Annotated in this window: 16 protein-coding genes and 1 pseudogene; 7 read left to right on the top strand and 10 right to left on the bottom strand. The window is 74.4% G+C overall.

Going from position 1 to position 17,422, the window contains the following annotated elements; all coding sequences use genetic code 11:
• Positions 1-20 precede the first annotated feature (20 nt).
• Positions 21-1,430 carry a sigma 54-interacting transcriptional regulator gene (locus AC1VM9_RS07635; RefSeq protein ID WP_483122154.1) on the top strand — a complete coding sequence of 470 codons (1,410 nt, stop codon included), beginning with the start codon at positions 21-23 and terminating at the stop codon, positions 1,428-1,430.
• 16 nt (positions 1,431-1,446) lie between these two features.
• Here the strand turns inward: AC1VM9_RS07635 and AC1VM9_RS07630 are convergent, their stop codons facing one another.
• Together AC1VM9_RS07630 and AC1VM9_RS07625 are read right to left on the bottom strand one after the other, a co-directional pair.
• Positions 1,447-1,929, bottom strand: coding sequence for a class F sortase (locus AC1VM9_RS07630; protein WP_483122152.1), 483 nt, complete (start codon positions 1,927-1,929; stop codon positions 1,447-1,449).
• A 227-nt stretch (positions 1,930-2,156) separates the two neighbouring features.
• Positions 2,157-2,927, bottom strand: coding sequence for a DUF4397 domain-containing protein (locus tag AC1VM9_RS07625; RefSeq protein ID WP_481346441.1), 771 nt, complete (start codon positions 2,925-2,927; stop codon positions 2,157-2,159).
• Between the two features lie 145 nt (positions 2,928-3,072).
• Between AC1VM9_RS07625 and AC1VM9_RS07620 the strand changes: the two genes are divergently transcribed.
• From AC1VM9_RS07620 to AC1VM9_RS07605, 4 genes are all read left to right on the top strand, one after another.
• Entirely contained in the window at positions 3,073-3,897 is an 825-nt protein-coding gene (locus AC1VM9_RS07620) for a hypothetical protein (RefSeq protein ID WP_483122150.1), read from the top strand.
• Positions 3,897-4,769 (top strand): hypothetical protein, encoded by an 873-nt coding sequence (locus tag AC1VM9_RS07615; protein ID WP_481343584.1) that lies wholly within the window; start codon positions 3,897-3,899, stop codon positions 4,767-4,769. Before AC1VM9_RS07620 ends, AC1VM9_RS07615 begins: the two co-directional genes overlap by 1 nt.
• Before the next feature lie 94 nt (positions 4,770-4,863).
• Positions 4,864-6,852, top strand: a complete 1,989-nt coding sequence (locus AC1VM9_RS07610; protein WP_483122148.1) for a VWA domain-containing protein — start codon at positions 4,864-4,866, stop codon at positions 6,850-6,852.
• A gap of 70 nt (positions 6,853-6,922) precedes the next feature.
• Positions 6,923-7,711 (top strand): GNAT family N-acetyltransferase, encoded by a 789-nt coding sequence (locus AC1VM9_RS07605; RefSeq protein WP_483122146.1) that lies wholly within the window; start codon positions 6,923-6,925, stop codon positions 7,709-7,711.
• A gap of 223 nt (positions 7,712-7,934) precedes the next feature.
• Here the strand turns inward: AC1VM9_RS07605 and AC1VM9_RS07600 are convergent, their stop codons facing one another.
• Positions 7,935-9,302: an NAD(P)/FAD-dependent oxidoreductase gene (locus AC1VM9_RS07600; RefSeq protein WP_483122144.1), complete on the bottom strand. Its 1,368-nt coding sequence runs from the start codon at positions 9,300-9,302 to the stop codon at positions 7,935-7,937.
• Positions 9,299-10,402: a semialdehyde dehydrogenase gene (locus AC1VM9_RS07595; RefSeq protein WP_483122143.1), complete on the bottom strand. Its 1,104-nt coding sequence runs from the start codon at positions 10,400-10,402 to the stop codon at positions 9,299-9,301. Before AC1VM9_RS07595 ends, AC1VM9_RS07600 begins: the two co-directional genes overlap by 4 nt.
• Positions 10,403-10,540: 138 nt before the next feature.
• On the opposite strand from AC1VM9_RS07595, the gene AC1VM9_RS07590 reads away from it, so the two are divergent.
• Positions 10,541-10,963, top strand: a complete 423-nt coding sequence (locus tag AC1VM9_RS07590) for a hypothetical protein (RefSeq protein WP_483122141.1) — start codon at positions 10,541-10,543, stop codon at positions 10,961-10,963.
• Between the two features lie 14 nt (positions 10,964-10,977).
• Here AC1VM9_RS07590 and AC1VM9_RS07585 read toward each other — a convergent pair whose 3' ends face one another.
• Positions 10,978-11,679, bottom strand: coding sequence for a DNA glycosylase AlkZ-like family protein (locus AC1VM9_RS07585; protein ID WP_483122139.1), 702 nt, complete (start codon positions 11,677-11,679; stop codon positions 10,978-10,980).
• 536 nt (positions 11,680-12,215) lie between these two features.
• Here AC1VM9_RS07585 and AC1VM9_RS07580 point away from each other — a divergent pair.
• Positions 12,216-12,685: pseudogene (locus AC1VM9_RS07580) on the top strand (phage tail protein).
• Here AC1VM9_RS07580 and AC1VM9_RS07575 read toward each other — a convergent pair.
• Genes AC1VM9_RS07575 through AC1VM9_RS07555 form a run of 5 tightly spaced genes read right to left on the bottom strand, consistent with a single transcriptional unit; the run spans position 12,649 to position 17,395 of the window.
• Entirely contained in the window at positions 12,649-13,194 is a 546-nt protein-coding gene (locus tag AC1VM9_RS07575) for a DUF4440 domain-containing protein (RefSeq protein ID WP_483122137.1), read from the bottom strand. The pseudogene AC1VM9_RS07580 and the gene AC1VM9_RS07575 overlap by 37 nt on opposite strands.
• A 24-nt stretch (positions 13,195-13,218) precedes the next feature.
• Complete coding sequence (locus AC1VM9_RS07570; protein ID WP_483122136.1) at positions 13,219-14,367, bottom strand: VWA domain-containing protein; 1,149 nt, start codon at positions 14,365-14,367, stop codon at positions 13,219-13,221.
• A complete protein-coding gene (locus AC1VM9_RS07565; RefSeq protein WP_483122134.1) occupies positions 14,368-15,348 on the bottom strand; it encodes a VWA domain-containing protein in 981 nt (326 codons plus the stop codon).
• The gene (locus AC1VM9_RS07560) at positions 15,345-16,343 is read right to left on the bottom strand and encodes a DUF58 domain-containing protein (protein ID WP_481346537.1); all 999 of its coding nucleotides are present in this window, start codon (positions 16,341-16,343) and stop codon (positions 15,345-15,347) included. Before AC1VM9_RS07560 ends, AC1VM9_RS07565 begins: the two co-directional genes overlap by 4 nt.
• The gene (locus tag AC1VM9_RS07555; RefSeq protein ID WP_481346538.1) at positions 16,322-17,395 is read right to left on the bottom strand and encodes an AAA family ATPase; all 1,074 of its coding nucleotides are present in this window, start codon (positions 17,393-17,395) and stop codon (positions 16,322-16,324) included. The genes AC1VM9_RS07560 and AC1VM9_RS07555 overlap by 22 nt, the downstream gene beginning before the upstream one ends.
• Between the last annotated feature and the right edge of the window lie 27 nt (positions 17,396-17,422).

Here is a 17,422-nt window from a genome sequence, read left to right as displayed (position 1 = left end):
AGCGGACGTAGCGTGACGTGGTGAGCGACTTCGCCAGCGAGACCACCGGCTCCCGACCCACGACGCTCGGCGCCCTGCGCGCGTCCGGGCACGTCCATCGCAGCGTGAAGGCCGAGATCCGCGAGAACCTCCTCGCCCGCCTCCGAGCGGGCGAGGACGCGTTCCCGGGCATGGTCGGGCTCGAGGACACCGTGCTGCCCGAGCTCGAGAGCGCCCTGCTCGCCGGTCACGACCTCGTCCTGCTCGGCGAGCGCGGCCAGGGCAAGACGCGGCTCATGCGCACCCTCGCCGGGCTGCTCGACGAGTGGAGCCCGGTCGTCGAGGGGTGCGAGATCGGCGACGACCCGCACCAGCCGTCGTGCGTGCGCTGCCGACGCCTCGCCGGCGAGCTCGGCGACGACCTGCCCGTCGGGTGGCGACACCGCAGCGAGCGCTACACCGAGAAGCTCGCGACCCCTGACACCAGCGTCGGTGACCTCGTCGGCGACGTCGACCCGGTCAAGGTCGCCCAGGGCCGCACGCTCGGCGACCCCGAGACCGTCCACTACGGCCTCGTCCCGCGCAGCAACCGTGGCATCTTCGGCCTCAACGAGCTGCCCGACCTCGCCGAGCGCATCCAGGTCGCGCTGTTCAACGTGCTCGAGGAGCGCGACATCCAGATCCGCGGGTACTCGCTGCGACTGCCCCTCGACGTCCTGCTCGTCGCCACGGCCAACCCGGAGGACTACACGAACCGCGGCCGGATCATCACTCCGCTGAAGGACCGCTTCGGCGCCGAGATCCGCACCCACTACCCGCTCGAGGTGGCGGACGAGGTGGAGCTCGTCGCACAGGAGGCGCACCTGGTCGCCGACGTGCCCGAGCACCTGCTGGAGGTCATCGCCCGGTTCACCCGAGGGCTGCGCGAGTCGGCGTCGGTCGACCAGCGGTCGGGGGTGTCCGCGCGGTTCGCGATCGCGGCCGCCGAGGGGGTGGCGGGTTCGGCCCTGCGTCGGTCGGCCCGCGTCGGCGAGGCCTACGCCGTGGCGCGCATCTGCGACGTGCCGACCGTCGTGCCCACCCTGCTCGGCAAGGTCGAGTTCGAGATGGGTGAGGAGGGGCGCGAGCGCGACGTCCTCGCGCACCTGCTGCGGCTCGCGACGGCCGAGACGTACCGGGCGCGCCTCGCCGGCCTCGACCTCACCGGGTTCACCAACCTCTTCGCCGACGGCGCCGTCGTCGAGACCGGCGACCTCATCCCCGGTACCGAGCTGCTGGCCCAGGTCGGCACGGTGCCGGGCCTGAGCAAGGTCCTCGACCGGCTCGGCCACGGCGACGACGCGTCACCCGGGCAGGTCGCTGCCGCAGTGGAGTTCGTGCTCGAGGGCCTGCACCTGACGCGTCGCATCGACAAGGACACCGTCGCGGGCCGCACCGTCTACGGGGCCTGAGCCGACGGCCCCGGGCTCAGCGGGCCGCGCCGGAGGGCACTGCGGTCACGACGAGGTTCTCGTCGTAGCTGCGCGTCGCCCGGTCGAAGTGGCCCGCGCACGTCATGAGCACGAGTCGGTGCTCGCCCCGTTGGTCGAAGACCGCGCTCGACGCGTCGATGGCGGCCTTGGGGTCGGCCCGCACCGACGTGACGCGGTAGCCGGCCCGGTGCCCCTCGCCCTCGAGCACGACGGGGTCGCCGGGACGGAGGCGGGCCAGCCGCTCGAAGAACCCGAGGCCCTGGCCCGGCGCGTCGAGGTGGCCGGCGACGACGACGGTGCCGAAGGGGTCACCGGCCCACGCGCTGCCGTCCCACCAGCCGACGCGCCGGATGTCGGTCGGGACGGCCAGCACGCCGTCGACGGTGGTGGCCGGGTCGACCGGTGCGTCCTCCCCACCGGGCAGGACGACGCGCTCGGGCCGGAACCGCACGCGTTCGCTCGCCGCGGTGCGGGCCACGCGAGCAGACGGCGGTGGGCTTGCCGTCGCTGCGGTTGCCGTGGCCGCGGTTTCCGTGCCCGCCGCCTGCGGTGCCGTGCCTGCCGACCTCCCCGCCGACGTGCCCGCCGCCGTGACCGGCGAACCGCAGCCCGCCACGCCCAGGCTCAGGAGCACGGCCATGCTCATGACCACGACCGGTACCACCACGCGTCGCCCCGGACAGCGCGTGCGGAGCCCTCCGGGCGTCACCGGTGCAGCGAGAGCGGCCCGAACGACAGCGCGGAGCCGGCGTCCGTCTGTCCCCCGGCGCCGGTGTCGACCCGCCCCGGGGCGCCCGAGCCGGTGCTCCCGACGGGAAGCACCTGCACGACGACGCGCATCGTCTTGCTCGACGGGTCCCCGACGGCGAAGACGCGGTTGAGCGACCCGGCCTTGACGGCGAGGTCGAGCGGCCCGAGGACGACCGGCGAGGTGGCTCCGGCCGGGACGATGTCGACCCGGTACGTCCCTGCGGGCACGACGAGGTCGAGTGACTCGCCGTTGGCGATGTTGGCGAACAGCACCTTGCCGTTCACGCGGATGTCGGCCGGGGGCACGGCAGCGGTGTGCGCCACGGCGACCGCCGCCTTGCCGGCCGGCACGGGCTTGGTCGCGTTGTCGTAGAGCGTCACCGTCGGGGCCCCTGCCGGGTTGACGGGCAGGTGCAGCACGACGTCCGTGCTCGACCCCCGTCGGAGGTCGACCATCCGGGCGAGGATGCGGGTCCCCTTGTCCGAGAACGAGATCGTGTGCTTGCCGGGGCTGACGTCGATGGCCTTCGACAGCGTGGCCCCGGCCATGCCGGTGGCCTCGGTCCGGCCGTCGACGGCGACGTCGACCGTGCGTCCGGGCAACCCCTGGACCACGTAGATCCGCGCCTGCGGCTCCGCAGCCTGCGACGCCCCGGCCCACGCGCCGAGTACTGCCGTCGTCATGAGTGCCGCGGCCCCCACGACCGCGCGTCGACGAACGTCCATGCGCTCCACCTCCCCAGGTGAGAGTCCCGGAGCCGTCGGAAAGTTTCCCCCGTCCGACAGGTCCCGTGACATCGACTATAGGTCAGACTCATGGGACCGGAGGTCTCTCGGGGGGAGGGATCTGGCCGGGGAAGGGATGCGGCCCATGGGGGACGCACGCACCAAGCGGGGCTCCGTCGTCCTGCGGCGGTACGGGGCCGGCGTCGCCCTGCCCCTGGTCCTGCTGGCCGGGGCCGGGTGGGTCTGGGCCCATGCGCCGGAGGTGGGCTCCACTGCGCGGTCCGGCAGTCCGGAGCCTGCCGCGCCGCGGGCGACCGGCGAGGGCGGCACGAGGCCGTCACCGACGCCCTCGAGGCCCTCGAAGCCGACACCCGCGCCGAAGAGGACGCTGCCGCACGCGACGCCGACGTCCCGGGCGCCGAGCGGGCCCGGCATCAACAAGCCCGGCGTGCACCTGCGGGTCACACCGACACCGGACGGGGCGCTCGAGGTCTCCGAACGGGTCGTGCTCGCCACCGAGCTGACGCGGCTGACCCTCCGGCCGCCCGACGTCGGGGCGGCGGGCCGCGACTTCCGCACCCTCCGTCCGGTGGCCCTGCAGGTGCAGCTGACCGTCGACGGCCAGCCGGTCGCGGTCGACTCCGGCACGGTGTCGACGCGGCAGGTCGTCGTGGTCGGGCGACCCTCGCTGGTCCTCGAGCTGCGGTACGTCCTCAGCGGCAGCACGGTGCGCAGCGTCCCGTCCGTTGCCGGCCGCTCCCTCGCAGCCGTCGCACCGCTCGTGTCCTCGGCCGACGCGCCGGTCGTCGTGTCGACCCAGGGCGACTCCGTGCTCAATCTCACCTGCCCGGAGCTGACCGGCGACGCGCGCGTGTGTTCCGACGGCGTCCGCGGCGCCATGACGGTGCGCGCGCCGCTGCCCGTCGACCGTGCGCTCGTCGTCCTCCAGCTCGACCTGCCGAGGCCGTGATGGTCACCGCGCTTCGGGAGGTGCTGCTGTTCCTCGACGAGGCCGCGGCGCTCGTCGGGTTCGTCCTCGTCGCAGGGCCGCTCGCCTTCTGGGCCACTGTGGCCCGCGACGGCCGGTACCTGCGCAGGCAGCTGCTCCTCGTCGACGTCGGCGTCTACGTGCTGGGCGCCGCCGCCGTCCTGCTCCCGGTCGTCCTCGTGACCACCGGGACGCCGTTCGGCGACGTCCCGCGTGACACGTGGGCGTCCGTGCTGGTCCGGCTCGCCGCCCTCGCCGCGCTCGTCGCCTGGTTCCCCGACCTGGCGGCGGGGCCGATCGTCGGTCCGCGACGCGGCTGGGCGTGCCTCGCGGTCGTCGTCCTGTCGGCGACGTTCCTCGCCGCGCCGGCCGACGCGCCCGGCCCGCGTCCCTGGCTGGTCGTCGTCGCGCTCCTCGCCCATGTCGTCGCGGCGGCGGTCTGGCTCGGCGGTGTCGTCGTCCTCGCAGCGTCCGGCCTGCCGATGCGCGACCTCGACGCGCTGTCGGCGGAGGTCGGCGCGTTCTCGCGGACGACGCTGGCGTGCGTCGTGACCGTGGTCGTGTCGAGCGTCGTCCTCGTGGTCGGCAGCAGCCGGGCCGACGTGGTGGGCCTGCCCTCCACCGGCTACGGCCTGGTGCTCGTCGTCAAGACGGTGATGTTCGCGGTCATGGTCATCGTCGCCGACCACGCGCGACGACGCGTAGACGCCGTGCTGCTCCACCGCCTGCGTACCGGGTCCGACTCCCTGCCGGGGATCCAGGCGTGGTCGCTGCTCATGGGCAGCCAGGTCGCAGGAGCCGCGGTGCTCGTCCTCGGCTCGGTCGTCCTGTTCCGCCTCGGCCCTCCGTCGTGAGCCGCGACGCGCAGGCCGCCACGCGGGGGGCGGCGGGACCTGCGGCGCGGCGACGGCCGTCGACAGCCTCCGGGGCCGGACGTAGCGTGGGGCGATGAGCCCTCGCGACACCGGCGACGTGCACGGCCGCTTCCGTTACGGGCCGTGGACCGGTGGCCCCGACCCGCTGGCGCCGCCGTTCGACGTCCGCTCGGCGCTCGACGAGGTCGGCCGTGACGTCCTCGCCGGCGGCAGCCTCCGGGAGTCGCTGCGCGACCTGCTCCGACGCGGCCTGGACGGCCGGCGCGGGCTCGACGACCTCGCCGACCGTGTCCGTCGGCTGCGCGAGGCGGCCCGCCGCCGCGGCGACCTCGGCGGCACGCTCGACCAGGTGCGCGCCATGCTCGACCAGGCGCTCGCCCAGGAGCGCGACGCCCTCGCCGGTGAGGAGGGCGACGCGGCGCGCCTCGCGGAGATGGACCTCGCGACGATCCCCGACGACGTCGCCGGGGCGGTGCGGGCGCTCGCCGACCACGAGTGGCATTCCGACGAGGCCCGCGCCACCTACGAGCAGATCCGACGCATGCTCCAGCGCGAGGTCGTCGGCGCGCAGTTCGAGGGGTTGCGCCGGGCGCTGTCCGGCGACGACCCCGGAGCGATGCAGGCGGTCAAGGACATGCTCGCGGACCTCAACGAGCTGCTCGCGGCGCACGCCCGGGGCGAGGACACCGACGACCGGTTCCGCGACTTCATGGACAAGCACGGCGAGATGTTCCCCGAGAACCCGCAGAACGTCGACGAGCTGATCGACGCCCTCGCCCGCCGGCAGGCCGCCGCGGAGCGCCTGCTCGCGTCGCTGAGCCCGGAGCAGCGCGAGCAGCTGGCCCAGCTGATGTCGGACGCGCTCGGGGACCCCGATCTCGCCTCGCAGATGGCGCAGCTGTCCGACAACCTCCGCGCGCTGCGCCCGGGCCTGGACCGCTCCACGCCGGTGCGCCCGGGGCAGGGACCCGAGTCGCTGGGTTGGGGCCAGGCGGTCGACGCCGTCGCGGAGCTGGCCGACCTCGAGCAGCTCGGCGAGCAGCTCGGCCAGTCGTACTACGGCGCGAGCCTCGACGACGTCGACGTCGAGCGTCTCGAGCAGCACCTCGGCGCCGACGCCGCCAGGGACATGGACCAGCTGCGCCGGCTCGAGCACGAGCTCGAGCGCCAGGGCTACGTCTCGAGGGGCGACGACGGCCTCCGGCTCACGCCTCGCGCCGTCCGGCGTCTGGGCGAGACGGCGCTGCGCCGCGTCTTCGAGCGCGTCGACGCCACCGGCCGGGGTGACCACGACGACCGCAGTGCCGGCCAGGCCGACGAGCTGACGGGACTCTCACGGCAGTGGGAGTTCGGCGACGAGCTGCCGATCGACACCGTCCGCACCGTCTCGAACGCCTTGCGCCGCACTGCAGCCCACCGGTCTGCGTCGGGCACCGGTGGCGTCGACCTGCTCGTCGAGGACTTCGAGGTGGCCGAGACCGAGCGGCGCGCCCGCGCGGCCGTCGCCCTCTGCGTCGACATGTCCTTCTCGATGCTCCAGGAGGGACGCTGGGGGCCGATGAAGCAGACGGCGCTCGCCCTCTCGCACCTCGTGCAGACGCGGTTCCGCCACGACGCGCTCGAGATCATCGGGTTCAACCTCGCCGCCCGCCGCCTGTCGCCCGTCGAGCTGACCGAGGCCGAGCCCGAGTGGGTGCAGGGCACCAACCTCCAGCACGCGCTCATGCTCGCCTCCCGCCACCTGCGGCGCCATCCCGACGCGGAGCCCGTCGTGCTCGTCGTCACCGACGGCGAGCCGACGGCCCATCTCGAGGCCGACGGGCGGCCGTCGTTCCACTGGCCGGCCCTGCCCGAGACGGTCCGCGCGACCGTGGCGCAGGTCGACGAGCTGCGGCGCTCGGGCGCCACGCTCAACGTCTTCATGCTCGGCGACGACCCGGGCCTCGCGCGGTTCGTCGACGCCGTCGCGCGCCGGGCCGGCGGACGCGTCTTCACCCCGGACGTGTCCCGGCTCGGCGAGTACGTCGTCGCCGACTACCTCCGCAGCCGCCGCGGGCGATGACCCCCGCCCTGTCCGACCGGCACCGCCAAATGGATGGCCCGCGGCCCGGAGGCGGTGTCATCCTCGCCGCATGACGACCTCGCGCACGCGCCGCCAGCCCGGTGCCGCCGACCGGCGCCTGCACCGCATCGAGGCGTACTACGACCGTGTCCCGCGCGCCGTGGCCACGACCGAGGAGGTGGGCCCGTTCACCCTCTTCCTGGCCGAGGAGGGCACCGGCTGGCAGTTCTACGCGCGGCCGCGCCTCGGCGGCGGTGACGCGTTCACCGTGTCGGACGTCGAGCGGGTCCTCGCGCGGCAGGCGGCCCTGGACGTGCCGCGTGCCATCGAGTGGGTGGACGACGTGACGCCGACGCTGCTGCCCGCGGTCCGCGCGGCCGGGTACGAGCCGCGCCGCTACCCGCTGCTCGTCCTGCCCCCCGACGTCGTCGTCGAACCGGACCCGCGGGCCCGCCCGCTGCGTCCGGCCGAGCCGCACCTCGCCCTCGCCATCGGGACCGTGTCGGCGGGGTTCGGCGAGCGTGACGTCGTCGAGCCGAAGGACACCGGCAAGCGCCCCGAGCTCATCGAGAACGGCGAGCTCGTCGTTGTCGCCTCGTTCGAGGAGGGTCGGCTCTGCGGGGCGGGGTCGGCCGCGCCGCGGGGGGACGTCGCCGAGCTCATGGGGATCGCCGTGCCGCCGAAGCACCGCGGCCGGGGCCACGGCAGCGCCATCACCCGCACGCTCGTCAGCGCGTGTCGCGAGCACGGCGTCGACCTCGTCTTCCTCACCGCGGGCTCCGACCCCACGGCCGACATCTACCGCCGCGTCGGCTTCGTCGACCTAGGGACGGCGTGCGTCCTCGAGCTCGACGACTGACGAGATCGGGCGGCCCGTCAGCAGGCTCGGGCCCGGGGGGTGCCGTGGTGGGTACGTCAGTGCTCAGTCAGAGTGAGCAGTGACGTAGCGGTCGGAGGGTGTCGCCGCGGGGGGGTCCGGGGGGTGCCGTGGATACGTCAGTGCTCAGTCAGAGTGAGCAGTGACGTAGCGGTGGGAGGGTGTCGCCGCGGGGGCCCGGGGGGTGCCGTGTGTACGTCAGTGCTCAGTCAGAGTGAGCAGTGACGTAGGAAGCGGCGGACGACCGGGCCGGGCGCGGCGGGTAGGTCTCGACGCGCTCCAGGTGGCCGAGGTGGCCGCCGCCGCGAGCGGCGGCCAACGGGATCAGCGCGCCTCGTGACGCCGCCGAGGGCACCGGGCGGCCGTGCCGGGCGACCCGGGCGAGGTCACCGACCACCTGCAGGGCCTTGCGGCGCGACGGCATGAACCGCAGGAAGAAGGTCACCCGCAGCACCCAGGCAGCCCATCCGGTGAAGGGGACGCCGTAGAGCTCGCTGATCGAGCGTCCCATCCCGAACGACGCGGCCTGGCCGAGGCCGCGGTAGCCGAACGCCCGCGTGGCGCGTCCACGGATGGACCGGCCGACGTTGGCGCCGACGTGGTCGCCGCCCTTGATGGCCCACAGCGCGTTGGCGGGTACCGGCTCGCGCCGCGTCGGGTGCACAACGCACGCGGCGTCGCCGGCCGCCCAGACGTGCTCGACGACGGACAGGTCGGGGCGGGTGACGAGTCGGCCGCGCGGGTCGCGGTGCTCGTCGAGACCGGGAACGCGCACGGGCCGCTGGCCGATCGTCGCGATGACGGTGGTCGCCGGCAGCGTCGTGCCGTCGGACAGGACGGCCCGGTCGGCGGTGACCGCCGCGAGCCGGACGCCGAGCCGGACGTGGACGCCGAGGCGCCGCAGCTCGTCCGCGGCGCGACGCGCCAGGCGGGGCTGGGCCTCGTGCAGCTCGGGCAACAGGTTCGGCCCCGAGTGGACGAGCTCGACGCGGACGCGGGCGCCCCCGAGGTCGGCGACCGCCGCGGCCATCTCCACCCCGGCCAGGCCGCCGCCGGCGACGACGACGGTGTGCCGGCGCAGCCCGTGCTGGTCGGCGGCCGCGCGGACCCGGTCGGCGAGCACCTCGATGTCGCCGGGCGAGCGCAGGGTGAACCCGTGCTCGGCGAGGCCGGGGACCGTCGTGGCCGGCTCCCGGCCGCCGGTGCCCACGACGAGCTCGTCGTAGTCGAGGACGCGCTGGCCCGGTTCGCCGTCCTGCTCGTACCGGACGACGCGGCGCTCGGTGTCGATGCCGACGGCCCGGCCGACGACGACGTGGGCGTGCGGCATCGCGCCGGCCAGCGGGGTGCGGATGCGGTCGTAGGGAAGCAGGCCCGCCAGCACCTCGCCGGTGAAGCCGTGGAAGCTGTGGGCGTCGTCGGCGCTGATGACGACGACCTGCACGTCGCCGCGGCGGACGGCCTGCCCCGCCCGACGCATGAGGCCGGCGTAGGCGTGCAGCGTGACGTAGCCGCCGCCGAGGAGGACGACGCGCTGCTGGGCCCGGTGGCCGCCCCGCACGACGGTGGTCACGACGCCACCCCCAGCACCACGCGTCGGGTGCCGGCCTCAGGACCGCGGTGATCCGCGCTGCGGTCGAGGGTGACCGGCCGACCGAACGACGTCGGAGCTGCGGCGCGGAAGCCCAGGTGCGACAGGTCCGCTGCCAGCGCCCGCGTCTGGTCGACGAGCTCGAGGTCGGGAGCGCCGATGGAGAAGTGGCCACGGTGGCCGGACAGGGCGAGCAGTGCCGTCTCGGCGAAGCACGCGTACGCGCGTCCGTCCGGCAGGCCGATGTCGCCGCCGACGAGGCGCAGCGACGGGATCGACACGACACCGCCGTCGACGACGAGGACGTCCGGACGGGTGCCGAGGAGGTCGGCGGAGGTGTTGCGCGGCTGGGTGCCGTCGAGGACGACCGCATCGGGCTTGAGGTGCTCGGGCCCGAGCAGCGCGTCGGCCGAGGCGGTGAGGAGGACGACGAGGTCGGCGTCGCCCACGGCACCGAGGGTCGTGGCTGCAGTCGTCGGCACCCGGCGTCCCACCTCGGCGGCGAGGGCCTCGAGGCGGGGACGCGACCGGGCGACGAGCGTCAGGCGGGCCACGGCGCGGTCGCGTGCCAGCAGCCGCGTCAGGGCGGAGCCGACGCTGCCGGTGGCGCCGACGACCGCCACGTGCGCGTCGGCGGCGGGGTCGACGGCCTCGCGCAGGAGGCGGCGGGCCTGGTCGTCGATGATCGCGGCGGTGAAGGCGTTGCCGTTGGTGACACCGATGTCGGTGCGGCCCCGCAGCGACACACCGCCGCCGGTCACCGTGGCGGTGAGTGCGCCGAGGCCGACGACGTCGCAGCCGAGGTCGCGGGCCTTGTCGATGGCGCGGTGGACGCGGGCGCGTCCCTCGCCGGGTGCCTCGAGCAGGTGCCGCGCGCCGAACGGGACGAGGACGACGTGGCCGACGTGCTGGTCACCGATGCGGACCCGCGCCATGGCGTGGGGCGGCAGCGGCAGGCGGCGCAGGGCCGTGGCGTACGCGCGCTCCGGGACGCGCCCCAGCGGTGCCCAGACGCGGGCGAGGTCCTCGCCGATGCGGGTCCGCGGGTGGACGGTGAAGGCGAAGGTGCCGGGCGAGGTCACGGTCGTGCTCCTGATCCTGCGTGGCCGGGGTGGCCGGAGTAGCGAGGGGATGAACAGGAGGGGCCGAGGACCAGGGCGCTGATACGCGCCGCGGCGCAACGCAGCGAAATCCGAGTACGCGTGCCTAGGATCGGGAGCATGCCCACGATTCCCCGACCCCTCCGCGGGAAGTGGTCGATCGCCTCTCGCGACTCGTTCCTGTCCATCGGCTCGACCGGGTCGATCCTGTCGATCGGCAGCGTCGGCTCGATCCTGTCCGTCGGCAGCATCGGCTCGATCGCCTCGCTGCTGTCGATCGGGTCCTCGATGAGCGCGTTCTCGTTCCTGTCGAACATGTCCAACACGTCGGCGTTGTCGCACCAGAGCGACCAGTCGGTGCTGTCGGCCCAGTCCAAGCGGGCGATCCGCGGGTACCGGACCAACGGGGCCAAGCGCGCGGCCGACCGGCGCGCCGAGCGCAACGGCGACGCCGTCGACGGGCTGGTCCCGCCGCCCGCCCCGCCCGCCACCTCGAACGGGCACGGACGCTTCGAGCAGCTCCAGGGCGTCAGCCGCGGCTGACGTCGTCGACCACGTCAGGCGCGCTGGACCTCGAGGCCGAGCCAGGCGGCGAGGTCGGCGATCTCGCGGTCGACGTCCGTGGCCATGGACCGGGTGAACGGGACGTCCTCGTGGACGGCGCTGACGACGAGGACCCCGGCCTTGCGGTCGGCCTGGGCGTCGAGCTTCCCGACCAGGCGGTCGTGGTGCAGGATCGGCAGCGCGAAGTAGCCCCAGCGTCGCCGGTCCTTGGGCTTGTACATCTCGAGGTAGTACTCGAAGCCCCACAGCTGCTCGGCCCGGGTGCGGTTGTGCACGAGCTGGTCGAAGGGCGACAGCAGCGCCGCGCGGCCCCGGAAGGTGCCCCGCGAACCGGACGACCCGGATGAGCCGGACGACGCGAAGAGTCGTCGAGGTAGGGCTCGTGGACGCGCCACGTCCCGGACGTGCCGGCGACGGCGACCTCGAGACCGGCCTGTCCGACGTACGCCTGCTCGCCGGGCAGCTCCGGTCCGGTCGCCCGCGCGATGCCGAGGGCCGCGAGACGGCGCTCGTTGCGGATGCGGGTGGCCTCGTCGGGCGTCAGCCGCTCGAGCGGACCGCCGTAGACCCGCTCCGGGAGGTCGAAGTAGCGCTGCCGTCCCTTGCGGCCGGCGATGGCGACCTGCCCGCGGCGGGCCATGGACTCGAGCATCTTGGTGACGTTGCGGTTGTTGGTCCAGCCGCTCGACGGCCACGGCACCGCGCTCGTGTCGGGGATGTCGCGCGAGAGCAGGGGGCCCTCCTTCTCCAGACGGTCGAGGATGTCCTGCCGGAACTGCTCGTTGGCCTCGAGCCACTCGAGGATCGACGGGTGGAACTCGCGTCCGACCCACTCGGCCACGACCGCCGCGACGTCGCCGGGCGGCCGGACGTAGGCGACCGTCTCGTGGAGCCGGCGCTCCTCGAGCGCCTGCGTGAGCTGCTCGGGCCGGTAGGCCGAACCGAGCCGGGACCACAGGACGAGGTCGGCGCTCGGTGCGATCGCCGCGGTGGGGTCGATCTGGAGCAGCGTCAGCCGGTCGACGACCGCGAGCACGTCGGTCGGGCGCGGCAGGTCGAGCAGCTGGGCGTGGATCGCCACGCGTCGTGCCTGCTCGATGGTCAGCTCCGTGGTCCCCTGCCGCACCGCCATGCGGCCGACCCTAGACCGAACCACCGACGCGGTGTCAGGCTCCCGACCGGCGGCGGGGACTAGCCTCGTGGGAACCAGGCCCTGCTTCCGGAGGTGGTCATGCCCTACGCCGTCGACTTCACGGACGTCTCCACGGTGGGTCTCGAGTCGTCACCGCACGCGGAGGCGCTCGCGGGGGTGCGTGCGAACGAGGCCCGGTACTACTGGAACAAGTACGACCACACCTTCACGGTGCACCCGGCGAGCGAGGCGACGGAGGTCGTCGACTACGTCGCCCGCATCCTGAGGGAGGAGCGCGGCCTCGTCATCGCGTCCCCGGCGCTGGAGGCCACGACGTTCGAGGTCGACGGCATGCGGATGTCCTACGTGTTCTACGAGTCGGGCCTGTCGATCAACGTCATGTACACGCTCGCGGACGGCGGCAAGCGCGCCGTCGGGTTCAAGCTGTGTGACGGGATGGATGTCCCCGACGACTCTCGGGCTTCAAGTTCGCGCGACAGAAGTCGAAGCTCGCCGGGACGATCCGCGGGTCCTACTTCGTCGTCAAGGGCGAGTACCCGACCCCCTGACGAGGGGCCGTGGTGCCCTCCCCACCGCCTGGGGAGCCTGCCGGCAGCGTGAGGCCCGGGCGCTCGTCGTCCCACGCGACGGCACTGATCCGCCAGCCCTCGGGCGTCCGGACCAGCTGCACCGACTTCATCCCGCGCCCGGCGGTCGGCTCGCCGTCGTGGACGCCCTCCTTGGCGTAGGCCCCGAACCAGGCCGCGATGTCACCGAAGACGTCGACGCGCCCGCCGAGCGACCACTCGTGGAAGTCGACGAGGACCCCGCCGGTCAGCAGGGCCTCCCGCGGGGCGATGAACGACTCGACGTCGTGCACGCCGAGGTCCGCTCCGCAGGTGCGGACGACGACCGCCTGCGGGAGGAACAGCCGGCGCAGCCGGTCGAGGCGCTGCGCCGCCTCGGGGCCGGAGCGGAACGCGTCGAGGAACGCCTCGACGACGGCCTGCACGGCCGTCCGGTCGGCGTCGACGTCGACGTCGAAGACGGGAACTGGCTGCTGCCCTTCGGTGCCCACGCCCGAACGCTAGCGGGTCGGCCCTCAGGCGGTCGCACGGCGCAGGGAGAGCCAGGCGCCGACGACGAGCACCAGGGCGGCGAGCCCGGCGAAGGCGGAGCTGAGGTCGACCGCCTCGTGCGTGACCGTCACGTGCTTGGGCAGGTTGCCGAGGACCTGCGCCAGCGACTCGGCGTCCTGCGCCGCGAAGTACTCGCCGCCCGTGGTCTCGGCGACGTCGCGCAGGGCTGCCTCGTCGACGACGAGGAAGTTGCGACCGCCGATGTCGCCGACGCGGGACCCGCCGAAGCCGCCACCGACGTTGGGGCCGAAGCCGGGCCCGGGCAGCCCGCCGTACTGGTCGAGCGTGCACGCGAGCCGCGTCGGGTTCCGGGTGCCGAACCCGATCGGGTAGACGCGGACGCCGCGGGCCGCCGCCTGCTCGGCCGCCTGCCTCGGGGTGACTCCGCGGGTGTTGGCTCCGTCGGTGAGCAGGACGACGATCTCGGGCGCCGGCGCCCCGCGGGCCGCGGCCCGGGCGTCGCCCCCGGAGCCCTCGCCGGAGGACGGCGAGCCGGTCGGCGGAGTTGCGTCGGCCGTCCCGGGACCGTCCGTCGCCGGTTCGGCCACCGGGTCGCTCGGGGGCACGGTCGGGTCGAGCTCCGCGATGGCGTCGATGGAGCGCAGGATGGCAGCGCCGATCGTCGTGCCGCGTCCGGTCGTCACCTCGTCGATCGCCTCGAGCAGCGCGTCCCGGTCGTCGGTCGGCGGCACGGCGAGTTGTGCGAACCCGGAGAACACGACGAGCCCGACCTTCGCGTCACCGTCCTGCCGGCGGACGAACTCCCGCACGGCCGCCTGGGCCGCGCTGAGCCGGTTGGGCGTCACGTCGGTCGCGCACATCGACCCGGAGACGTCGAGCGCGATGATGACCGTCGAGCTCGACGTCGGCACGTCCGCCTCGACGGTCGGGCGCGCACCGGCGAGGCCCAGCAGCGCCAGCGCGCCCAGCACGAGCGCCACCGGCACGTGCCGACGCCACGATCGGGTGGACGCCCCTGCCGCCCGAAGCAGGGCGACGTCCGGGAACGGCACCGCGTCCCGACGCCGTCGGCGCAGCTGCCAGGCGTAGGCCGCGAGCAGTGCGGGGACGGCGGCGAGGACGAGGAGCAGGAGCGGCTGGCCGAACGACACCTAGACCACCCGACCCTGCCGGAGCACCGTCACGGCCGCCCCGGAGAGCAGCAGCAGCGCCGCCACCGCCGCCACGAGCGAGGTGATCTCGTGCGGCACCGACCGGGTCGTCCACTGCAGCTGGATCGAGTCGTAGACGGCCGCGAGGGTGGCGACGTCCGACGCGCGCCGGTAGGTCCCGCCGGTCGTGTCGGCCACCTCGCGCAGCACCGACTCGTCCAGTGCGGTCGCGATGCTGAACCCGTCCACGTCGATGACCGTGCCCGCAGGCGTCCCGAGCCCCACCGGGTCGATGCGCACCCCGGCGGCCGAGGCGAGGTCGGCCAGGTCGTTCGGGTCGGCGCCGGACGTGTTCTCGCCGTCGGTGAGCAGGACGATCGCCGTGCCGCCGAAGTAGCCGATCGGGGTCTCGTCCGTCGCGCCGTTCTCGGTGTCGGTCGGCGGGCGCACCGGCTTGCCGGCGATGGCGCTCAGGCCGCCGAGGATGCCACCGGCCAGCGACGTGTCGCCCTGCGGCGTCAGTCGCGCGATCGCGGCGAGCACCGCCGACCGGTCGTCCGTCGGACGTTGTGCCACGACGCCGCTGCCGCCGAACGCGACGACGGCGATGCGCACGCTCGGCGGCTGCTTCTCCACGAAGCCGCGTGCGGCCGCCTTGGCCGCCTCGAGCCGCGTCGGCTTGACGTCGGTGGCCGCCATGCTGTTCGACACGTCGAAGGCCAGCACGACGGTGCCCTCGCGGTGCGGCTCGGCCACGGCCGCCACCGGTCGCGTCAGCGCGACGACGAGCAGGGCCAGGGCGGCGAGCAGCAGCACCGGCCCCAGGTGGCGCAGGCGGTCGCGCCGTTCCACGAGCACGAAGCCCTCCGCGGCCATGGCCCGAAGCCGCGCGGCCCGCGCGGCCAGCAGCCGCCGGTACGCCACGACGAGCAGCGGCAGGAGCGCGAGTCCCGCCACCATCCACGGCCAGGTCAGCGTCATGGTCGACGTGCTCCGATCCGCCTGCGCCGCAAGGCGGCCACGCGCACGAGCACCCGCACGAGGTCCTCCTCCGTCGACACGTGGTGCAGGTCGGCCCCGGCCCGACGCGTCACCCGCTCCAGCTCGGCCCGGCGCTCGTCGGCCACCTGCCGCACCCGCGCCCGGAAGGCCGCGTCGTCGGTGTCGACGACGATCTGCTCGCCGGTCTCGGGGTCCTCGACGTACACCGTGCCCACGTTCGGCAGGTCGTGCTCGCGGGGGTCGCTGACCCGCAGCACGACGACGTCGTGCCGCCGTGCGAGCCGGCCGAGCTCGGCATCCCACCCCGGCGCGCTGACGAGGTCGCTGACGACGACGACCATCGACCGCCGGCGCGCCAGGCCGGCCAGCGCGCGCAGGCCGCCGCCGAGGTCGGTGAGGCCGGGAGGGGCCGGACGTGCCGGTCGGAACGGGCGGACGGGGCGAGCCAGCGTCCATCGACGCCGGCTCGGGGCGGCGGCCGCCGCGTCGGCCGCCTCGTGCGCCGCCCGCCGGTCGAGCAGCGCCGTGGCGATCCGCAGCACCTGGGTGCGCCCCGACCCCGGTGGCACGACCGCCTCGACGCCCGCGTCGACGATGACCGCCCCGACGCGGCTGCCCCCACGGGTCAGGACGTGGGCGAGCGTCGTGGCGAGCTCGGCCACGACGAGGTCCTTGTTGCGGCCTGCGGCGCCGAAGCCCATCGACCGCGACGCGTCGAGGAGCAGCCACGCCGTCACCTCGCGCTCCTCGACGTACTCCCGCACCCACGGCTCGTCGAGGCGCGCGGTGACGTTCCACTCGACGTGCCGCAGGTCGTCGCCGGGCTCGTACTCGCGCAGGTCCGTGAAGTCGAGCCCGGACCCCGTGAAGAGGCTGCGGTAGTCCCCCTGGAGCAGCCCGTCGAGCCGGCGCACCACGCGCCACTCGAGCCGGCGGAGCAGGCGCTCCGGCGTCAGTGCTGGGGCCGCGCCCACGACGTGTCCTCCACGCCACCGACGGGGACGCCTGTCCCCGTGGGGGCCTCGCGCGTCGGTGCCGTCGGCACGGGGACCGCAGCGACGACGGGGGCGAGCACCTCGTCGGGCGACAGGTCCTCGGCCAGCGCCTCGTACGACAGCACGACGCGGTGCCGCAGCACGTCGTGCGCGAGCTCGTGCACGTCGGACGGCAGCGCGAAGTCACGCCCGCGCAGGAAGGCCAGGGCCCGGGCCGCGAGGACGAGGTTGATGGACGCGCGGGGGCTGGCCCCGTACGTCAGGAGACGGGACAGGTCGTCGCGCCCGACCGAGGCCGGGTCGCGCGTCGCCGACGCGAGGTGCACGGCGTACTCGATGACCGCCGGGTCGACGTACACCTCGTCGACCTCCTGCTGGAACCGCCGCAGCACGTCCGGGTCCAGCACCTGCGCCGTCCGCACCGCCGCCCCGATCTGCCGCTCGACGACGACGAACTCCTCTGCGGCGGAGGGGTACCCGATGAGGACCTTGAGCATGAAGCGGTCGACCTGGGCCTCGGGCAGCTGGTACGTGCCCTCCGACTCGATGGGGTTCTGGGTCGCCATGACGAGGAAGGGGTCCGGCGCCGGGTAGGTCTGGCGGCCGATCGTCACCTGCCGCTCCTGCATGACCTCCAGCAGCGCGCTCTGCACCTTGGCCGGCGCACGGTTGACCTCGTCGGCGAGCACGAGGTTGGCGAAGACCGGACCGAGCGACACCTGGAACTCGCCGTCGCGCTGGTTCCAGATGCGCGTGCCGACGAGGTCGGCCGGCACGAGGTCGGGCGTGAACTGGATGCGCTGGAACTGGCCGCCCACCGTCGCCGCGAGCGTCTTGATGGCCATCGTCTTGGCCAGGCCGGGAACGCCCTCGACGAGCAGGTGACCGCGGGCGAGGAGCGCCACGACCATCCGCTCGAGGAGCACGTCCTGCCCGACGATGGTCCGCTTGACCTCGTAGAGCGCCTGCTCGAGCAGCCGGTGGTCGGCGGCGGTGTCGACGTCGGGAGCGACGTGCGTCGGGTCGTCCATGGCTTCTCCCCGTGGTGGGCTGGTGCT

It is taken from the genome of Monashia sp. HAY1-11D (assembly GCF_056868035.1).
Note: the sequence above shows the minus strand (reverse complement) of the source record. Positions and strands in the feature narration are given on the sequence as shown.

Coding starts and splice junctions, on each gene's coding strand:
- AC1VM9_RS07625 (WP_481346441.1), bottom strand. CDS start 2,927: ATGGACGTTCGTCGACGCGCGGTCGTGGGGGCCGCGGCACTCATGACG.
- AC1VM9_RS07620 (WP_483122150.1), top strand. CDS start 3,073: ATGGGGGACGCACGCACCAAGCGGGGCTCCGTCGTCCTGCGGCGGTAC.
- AC1VM9_RS07615 (WP_481343584.1), top strand. CDS start 3,897: ATGGTCACCGCGCTTCGGGAGGTGCTGCTGTTCCTCGACGAGGCCGCG.
- AC1VM9_RS07610 (WP_483122148.1), top strand. CDS start 4,864: ATGAGCCCTCGCGACACCGGCGACGTGCACGGCCGCTTCCGTTACGGG.
- AC1VM9_RS07605 (WP_483122146.1), top strand. CDS start 6,923: ATGACGACCTCGCGCACGCGCCGCCAGCCCGGTGCCGCCGACCGGCGC.
- AC1VM9_RS07590 (WP_483122141.1), top strand. CDS start 10,541: ATGCCCACGATTCCCCGACCCCTCCGCGGGAAGTGGTCGATCGCCTCT.
- AC1VM9_RS07565 (WP_483122134.1), bottom strand. CDS start 15,348: ATGACGCTGACCTGGCCGTGGATGGTGGCGGGACTCGCGCTCCTGCCG.
- AC1VM9_RS07555 (WP_481346538.1), bottom strand. CDS start 17,395: ATGGACGACCCGACGCACGTCGCTCCCGACGTCGACACCGCCGCCGAC.